General features: G+C 62.1%; 7 protein-coding genes and 1 pseudogene. 4 read left to right on the top strand and 4 right to left on the bottom strand.

What is annotated here, in order from left to right; genetic code table 11:
- Positions 1–737 (bottom strand): DUF3800 domain-containing protein (locus WCB02_RS18145; protein WP_423960102.1); only part of this gene is annotated, 737 nt, incomplete at its 3' end.
- 422 nt (positions 738–1,159) lie between these two features.
- On the opposite strand from WCB02_RS18145, the gene tnpA reads away from it, so the two are divergent.
- Positions 1,160–1,621 carry an IS66-like element accessory protein TnpA gene (gene tnpA / locus WCB02_RS18140; RefSeq protein ID WP_423960100.1) on the top strand — a complete coding sequence of 154 codons (462 nt, stop codon included), beginning with the start codon at positions 1,160–1,162 and terminating at the stop codon, positions 1,619–1,621.
- A 198-nt stretch (positions 1,622–1,819) separates the two neighbouring features.
- Here tnpA and WCB02_RS18135 read toward each other — a convergent pair whose 3' ends face one another.
- Genes WCB02_RS18135 through WCB02_RS18125 form a run of 3 tightly spaced genes read right to left on the bottom strand, consistent with a single transcriptional unit; the run spans position 1,820 to position 4,979 of the window.
- Positions 1,820–2,827, bottom strand: a complete 1,008-nt coding sequence (locus WCB02_RS18135) for a tyrosine-type recombinase/integrase (RefSeq protein WP_423960099.1) — start codon at positions 2,825–2,827, stop codon at positions 1,820–1,822.
- Positions 2,824–3,747: a tyrosine-type recombinase/integrase gene (locus tag WCB02_RS18130; protein WP_423960097.1), complete on the bottom strand. Its 924-nt coding sequence runs from the start codon at positions 3,745–3,747 to the stop codon at positions 2,824–2,826. Before WCB02_RS18130 ends, WCB02_RS18135 begins: the two co-directional genes overlap by 4 nt.
- On the bottom strand, positions 3,744–4,979 hold the full coding sequence (locus tag WCB02_RS18125; RefSeq protein WP_423960095.1) for a site-specific integrase: 1,236 nt from the start codon (positions 4,977–4,979) through the stop codon (positions 3,744–3,746). The genes WCB02_RS18130 and WCB02_RS18125 overlap by 4 nt, the downstream gene beginning before the upstream one ends.
- A 180-nt stretch (positions 4,980–5,159) precedes the next feature.
- Here WCB02_RS18125 and tnpB point away from each other — a divergent pair.
- The 3 genes and pseudogenes from tnpB to WCB02_RS18110 all read left to right on the top strand — a co-directional run.
- A pseudogene (tnpB, locus tag WCB02_RS18120) lies at positions 5,160–5,390 on the top strand (IS66 family insertion sequence element accessory protein TnpB); the annotation flags it as partial.
- Positions 5,391–5,440: 50 nt separating this feature from the next.
- On the top strand, positions 5,441–7,000 hold the full coding sequence (tnpC, locus tag WCB02_RS18115; RefSeq protein WP_423960104.1) for an IS66 family transposase: 1,560 nt from the start codon (positions 5,441–5,443) through the stop codon (positions 6,998–7,000).
- A gap of 38 nt (positions 7,001–7,038) precedes the next feature.
- Positions 7,039–7,516 (top strand): UPF0149 family protein (locus WCB02_RS18110; protein WP_423960094.1); only part of this gene is annotated, 478 nt, incomplete at its 3' end.

The raw sequence follows: 7,516 nt of genomic DNA, 5'->3' as shown, positions 1-7,516 counted from the left end.
TGCAAAAGCTCTTTAGGGGTAGGAACGGATATTCCTCCAGTCAAGATATCTTTTGCGTTTTGATATAGCTCCCAAGCAACCAAGTCGGCGGCCTGCAACGGCCGCACTTTCTTTGAGCTTAGAAAGGCATAACCGGCCAACTGTGGCGGCGGTGCAATCCATCTTTGAAAGGCGTCATAGACCGTTCCGGCGTATCGTCTCACCTCCGATGGCCGATCATCAAAAACGAATCTCATGGCTGGATCGAAAGTGTTTGCTTGCACCCAACCAAGCGACCGCACGAGGCATTGATTGATACACATGCCCTCAGGCGTACCTAGAACAGAGCGCAAATCACCTGTGATAAGTTCGTCGTAGTCCTTTCGCGAACATGCGATGCCGTAGGCGGCCACTTCCGACTCAATAATCACAGTTCGTAACTGGTGGCGAAAGTAATCGGTTTCAGTTCGGGTCCATCCCCTGAATTCTCCAACGCTTTGATAGCAGTCGTAGGCGTGAAACCGACTGAGGGGATCCTTACGTCCGCACAGCGGTAAATCCAAGTGCCGCTTCCAATTGCGGTCAAGGCTGTCCATTCGGCCTTCGGTTCCAAAGATTCCAGCCACGAGCACAATGTCTGATGGCTCATGTGTGCCGCTATCGTCGAAATAGGCCGTAATCATACCAAGCCAGTCCTCGGAACAATCCCGAGGCAGAAGGACATGAAGAATCTCGGGAATCAGGGCCTCGGACCCCATCCATCATACTTCTAGCGGCCAGGTATGGGAAGTGAACACCGCCTATTTACGCGCGCGATCTCCGGCCACGGACTCCCTCCTCACATCCGGAATTCGCCCCGAATGGACGGTAGGTCACGTACGTTGTCAGCCCAAAGCCGACGTTGGACGGCTACGGGCGAGGACGGCTGTCGCCGGCGAGCAGATGGCACAACCGGTCTTCCCCCCAGCTCCAGAAATACCTGGCGCGTTCCGGCACTTTCGCTTCGTGCCAAGGCACATGAACGGACGTCAGTGCACTCTTCGATCACCTGACGACGCACGCAGTGTCGTGGTCGAGCTACCCAGCGAGATGACGGTAACCGGCATGAGGCCCCCACCTCGCAGTCGCGCGATTGATCTGCGATACAGCTTGGCATGAGCTGATCGTTGGGAGGAAGTCGATGGCAGATGTCATGCTTGATGCCAGGCAGCAAGGCGGCTCTTACCGTCGTATCGAGGTGATCACCGGACAGCGCCAGCGGCGGCGGTGGACGGCGCAGGAGAAGGCCCGGATCGTAGCGGAGAGCTTCGAAGAGGGCGCCAACATTTCCGAGGTCGCGCGCCGCAATGGCGTTGCCCGTGGGCTGCTCACGGTGTGGCGACACAAGTTGGCGGCAGCGGCGGGGGACAACACGCTCGGCTTTGTGCCGGTCCGGATTGCTTCGGAGGGCAGCCCCGCGGCGGCAGGCGATCCGGGCCGCGTCGCGGCTTCGCACGCGATGCCGCGGGAGCTGGCCTCGCCACCGGGCCCGTTCCGCGGGGAGATCGAGATCGAGGTGAGCGGGGCGCGGATCCGGGTCGAGCCGGGGGTCGATGCGACGACGCTTTCGACGGTGCTGTCAGCGCTGCGAGGCGGCCGGTGATCGCGCTGCGAGCGGACCTCCAGGTCGTGGTGGCGGCACGCCCGGTCGATTTTCGCAAATCGGTTCACACGCTGTCGGCGCTGGTGAGCGAAGCGCTGCGCGCGAACCCGTATTTATGTGTCGGGCGAAGATATGTGGCGGCGCCGTCGCGAAGCGAACAATTCCATGGCTTAGGCGAGTGTTGCCGCCACATATTATTCATATGCTTTCTAACAGCCGCAGCACCGAGTCCGTGGGCTGGTATCGCATTGGCAGCTTGCCGGACACGCCGGCCTTCTCCAGTCCACGGCGCATCATCTCGACGTCCGCAGCGGCGTAGCGATGCGTGGTAGCAACCTGCGAATGGCCCAACCACGCCTGGATGGTCAGAAGGTCGACCCCGGACTGCAGCAGCGTCATTGCGAGCGTATGGCGAAGGACGTGGGGCGAAATGGTTTTGCGGGCTAGCTCTGGCATGTTTGCGGTTGCCGCGGCGACGGCGCGCCGCACGATGTGCGTCGCCCCGAAGCGAGTGAGACGAGCCCCGTGCGTACCGACGAAAAGTGCGCCACTATGATGCTGATCAATACCACGTTCGCGCATCAAAGCCTGCAATGCTTTGACGAGGTCATGGGGAATCGGCACGATCCGGTCCTTGCGTCCCTTGCCGCGCAGGAGTACTTGCGGCCTCGGCTGTCCCAACTGAAGATCGCAGGCCTCGACGCTGAGCGCCTCGGAAACGCGGGCGCCGGTTCGTGCCATAAAAAGCAGCAACGTGCGATCTCGGCGACCGAGCTGCGTTCGCTGGTCTGGCGAAGCGATCAGGGCATCCAGTTCGATGCGCGACAGATGATGCGTGATCTCCGTGTGCGACTTCTTGATTGGAATGGTCAGGACGCGCTGCGCGACGCCGAGCGCAGCAGGATCGTTCGCAGCGACATGATGAAAGAATGACCTGATCGCGCCGAGGCGCGCATTGCGCGTCTGAACAGAGTTCTTCCGCTTCTGCTCAAGCTCGTCCAGAAAGGCGAGGATCATGTCCCGGTCGATATCCTCGACAGCCAACGAGCTTGGTTTGCGTCCCGCACGTTCAGCTGCGAAGACGATCAGCAAGCGCAAAGCATCGCGGTAGCTGGCGATTGTCGAGCGACTTGCATTCCTTTGCTTGGTCAAACGATGACGGAAGAACGATTCCAGCAGCGAAGCGAGCGATGGATGTCTGTTCACGCGACATCTCCATCGGCAAAGACGCGGTCAGCGGCCATACCCAACAGCTCCGCCGTTCCCGTGACGTAATAGGCAGTGTCGCTGTAGCGGGAATGACCGAGATACGTTGCCAACAGCGGTAGGCACGCTTGCACGTTGGCCTTTTCTCGGTGCCAAGCGGCAAGCCGGGTGACGGCGAAGCGATGGCGCAAATCGTGTGGCCTCACGCCGTCAAGGCCTGCCAACTCGCAGGCAGCGCCGAACGCTGCGGAGAGCCCTGCCGACGATAAGCGATTGCCGCGGGAGCTCAGGAAGAATGCAGCATCCCTTGGGGCTGGAAATGCTGTATCTCGGTGCCGTGCGTATATGCGTAATGCCGCGAGTGTCGTCTTGTGGACCGGAACCAGACGGTCCTTGCGGAATTTGGTCTTTCGGATGTGCAGAACGCAGTCGACGAGATCGACGTCTGCTCGGTCGAGGCGGCGCGCTTCGCCGGAACGCAAGCCGGTACTGGCCAACAATCCGACAAATACTGTCAACACCGCGCTCCGCTCGGGATATCCTGGCGAAACGCGGCGGCACGCTGACATGAGCGAACCGAGTTCCTCGTCGGTCAAGATGTGTGGCGGCGGAATGGCTCGGGACCTGGGAAATGTGCGACGATCGAGCGCTTCGGTTCGGCTGTCGTAGATCGCGAGATAGTCGCAAAAGCGGCGGACAACCCCGTGGCGAATTGCACGGCCGTTCGCTGTTCCATCCCATGAAAGAACGAAATTGACCGCCAAGTCCTGCGTAAGCGGACCGTCAAGAACTTCGGCCACAACGTATCGGACCAATGCCCGCAATATCGTCGCCGAGTTGTTGAACGCGTAACCGAGCGATCGGCGCAGCGCGATATAGCTCTCCACCCTTTCGGCCAGGATCTTTGCAAAACCGATCATGACGCGTCCCCAGGAAACGGAAGGGTAACGTCGGCGAGCTGTGGAAGTGCAACCTTGACATAGATGGCGGTGGTGTCGATGCTCCGATGGCCAAGAAGGTCCGCGACCTCGTTGATGGGGCGCCGTCGACTGACCAGTTTGGTCGCCAGGCTATGGCGCACCAGATGGGCGCCGGCGCCGCGCGGGAGCTTGATTCCACCGCGCTCCAGTCGCGATCGCACGATTCTGGACACAGGAGCACTGGTCTTGAATGGCCCAACGGGCGGCACAGTGCAAAGGAAAACCTTCCGACTATCGATCCTGGGTCTGGCATGGAGAAGGTAATCGGCAAGTGCTTTACTTGCCTCCTGTACGAGCGGGACGACCCGATCGCGCCTCGCCTTGCCCTGTCGCACGAGAACCTCGGCAGCACGCCACCGAATATCCTCAAGCTCAAGCGATCGCAGTTCCCTGTTGCGAATGCCGGTGGTGGCCAGCAGGAGCAGGATCGCGTGGTCGCGCAGGCCCTTCGCCGTCGTCAGGTCGATCGCATCGATTGCCCGCCTGACGTCTTCCCACGGGAGCCGTGGTGGCAAATGGGCGAGCCGCCAGCACGGCGTTCGCGGAACGAACCGAGCAAGATCCTGATCATTGAGATCGGACCAGCGCAGAAATCGGAGGAATGTCCGAGCATGCGAGGTGCTCCCGGATCGCGTTGAATCCTTGGACGACATCGACAGAAGGTGTTCGACGACGGCGAGCACGTGCTCGCCTGTCATCGCGGCAAGGGGCTGCCCGGTATGCTGGTCGCCAAACCACGCGAGGATCCGGCGGGCGTTCACGAGCATCCCTTCGCAAGTCTTGGCCTCCAAGCCTCGCACTTGGCGTAGGTGATCCAGATAGGCGGCCAGCAAGGGCCCATTGGGGTCCGCCACCATGCTGCATGGGATCGAAAAGCGCTCGGGCGCGATCCGACGGGCGTGCTCGATAGCCGTCCGCGCGGCGATGCGGGATGCCACCGTCGGCAGGCACTCTACAAAGCGATCAATCACAGTTTGATCGATCATCGTTGATAACGAATGGCGGGCCAAGAAATCGCTGAACCGGCTGAGCCGACTGATATAGACCTTTGCCGACGCGGATTTGTAGCCGCTCTCGGCCAGTTGTGCGGCGATGCGGTCCATCTCGCCACCAAGCGCCCCGCTTCGAAGCCGCCGCAAAACCCCTTCATACTTGAAATACAAATCCAACATCGAAGTCTTCCCCTTGCCGGTGCCCAGGACAATCCTGGGTCGGAGGAGAATCATCAGAAATTATGTGACGGCAAAACTCACCTGAGCCGCCGAATTATTCGCTTCGCGACGGCGCCGCCACATATCTTCGCCCGACACATAAATACGGCTATGTGACACGTCACATAGCCGTATTGCGGCGACGTGTTCGTGTTCCGCTCCAAGCGCACGGACAGAGTAAAGCTTCTGGCATGGGACGGCAGTGGCATGGTGCTCGTGACGAAGTGGCTACACGAGGGACGCTTCACCTGGCCGGCGATCCGCGACGGAGTTGTTCATCTCAGTCCGACGCAGCTGACGATGCTGCTCGATGGACTGGATTGGACGCGGGCCTCGCCCAAGCCCGTGAGACAACCGGCCGTTGTCGGATGAGATGTGAGGATTTCGCTGGAGCCTATGGCGAGTGCATGTATCTTTTGTTCATGGCGATTCGCCCCGAAACTCTCCCGACCGATGTAGCGGCGCTGACCGAGATGGTGCTTGCGCTCGACGCCGAGAATGAGAAGCTGCGCGTGACGATGCGGACGCTCAACGACATGATCTTCGGCAAGCGCTCGGAGCGGCTCGCGGCGATCGTCGCCGAGCAGCTCGCGCTCGAGCTGAACGATCTCGCCACCGGCGTCACGCCGGCTCTGCCTGCCAACGACGATGCGCCGGCGGCGAAGCCGCCCGTCAAGCCGCGCAAGAAGGCACGCCGCAACATCGGCGCACTGCCCAAGCACTTGCCGCGCTGCGAGCAGGTGCTCGAGCCGGACACGACGGCATGCCCGTGCTGCGCCGGCCGTCTGCACAAGATCGGCGAGGACGTCAGCGAGGTGCTGGACGTCATCCCGGCGATCCTGCGGGTGCTGCGCACGATCCGTCCCAAATATGGCTGCCGCAGCTGCACCGATGGCGTGGTGCAGGCGAAGGTGCTGCCGCGACTGATCGAGAGCGGCATGGCTTCGACCGCGCTCGTGAGCCATGTGGTGGTTTCGAAGTTCGCCTGGTATCTGCCGCTATATCGGCAGGTGCAGATTCTGGCCGGCCAGGGCATCCAGCTCGATCGCGCGACGCTCGCGGGCTGGGTGAAGCGTGCCGCATGGTGGCTCAAGAGCCTCTATGAGCTGCAGCTCAAGACGATCCAGGCCTCGCCGCGGCTGTTCTGCGATGAGACCCCGATGCCGGTGCTCGATCCTGGACGACATCGCACCCGGACCTGCCAGTTCTGGGCGCATGCGATGGATGATCGCCCGTGGGGCGGTCCGTCGCCGCCGGCGGTCGCCTACGTGTTCGCCGACGGCCGCGGCACCGAAGAGATCGCCGGGCAATTGACCGCTTTCTCCGGCATTCTGCAGGTGGACGGCTATGCCGCCTACAAGGCGCTGGCGCGCAGTCATGGCGGCGCGATCCGGCTGGCTTTTTGCCTGGCGCATGCCCGGCGCAAATTCGTCGAGGTGTACAAGACGATGCAGTCGCCGTTCGCACGCGAGGTGATCGAGCGCCTGCAGGCGGTCTACGCCATCGAGGCCGAGATCCGCGGCAGCCCTGCCGAGCAGCGGCTCGCGGTCCGTCGCGCCAGGGCCACGCCGCTGATGGAAGAGCTCAAGGTGCGGTTGAACACCATGGTCGGCCAGCTGTTCTCCCAGTCGAAACTGGCTGAGGCCATCAATTATGCGCTCAACCATTGGGATGGGCTGACGCTGTTCCTCAGCGACGGCCGCATCGAGGTTGATAGCAATACAGTCGAGCGTTCGATGCGCCCGATTGCGATGGGGCGACGCAACTCATTGTTCAGCGGCAGCGAGGGTGGCGCCGAGAGCTGGGCCATTTTGGCATCGCTGGTCAACACGGCAAAGCTCCACGAACTCGATCCGCAGGCCTATCTGGCCGACGTGCTGGAGTGCATCGTCTCCGGGCGAACCAAGAGCCATCAGCTGCACGAACTTCTGGCCTGGAACTGGAAGGCGGCCCGCGCGCGCGGCGCACAGGCGGCTGCATGAGCCGGCGCCGCCGTTCATCACCATCATCTTCATCACCGATGGCGGCAGCCGCGATGCCGCTCGCCGAACTTGAGCGCTGGCTGCAGGCTCGCGCCGAGCGGCGTCCTGTCGCCACCAGTCTCCCCGTGCTCGACGGCTATGTCGCCGCGATCGTGGCCGGACCGCTGTCAATCAGCCCGCTTGACTGGATCTGCCCGCTACTCGCCATCGACGCCGACGCCTTCAACCATGGCGGCACGCCGGAGTTCGCCGCGATTTCGGCCGTCGCGCTGCGTCACAACGAGATCAGCAACACCCTGTCGACCGCTCCACATCGGTTCGCGCCGATCCACGCGCGCAAGCCGAACGGCGATGTCGATGCGCGGCCGTGGTGCCACGGATTCCATGCCGCCATGCAGCTGAGACTATCGGCCTGGGCCCCGCTGCTCGACATCAGCAACATCAATCACGGCCTGCTCCTGCCCATCCTGCTGCATTGCGTCGACGAGCAGGGGCGCCCACTGCTCGGGCCACCCA

Origin of the sequence: Bradyrhizobium sp., assembly GCF_049581145.1 — a bacterium.
In the GTDB taxonomy this organism is placed as follows: Bacteria; Pseudomonadota; Alphaproteobacteria; order Rhizobiales; family Xanthobacteraceae; genus Bradyrhizobium.
Note: the sequence above shows the minus strand (reverse complement) of the source record. Positions and strands in the feature narration are given on the sequence as shown.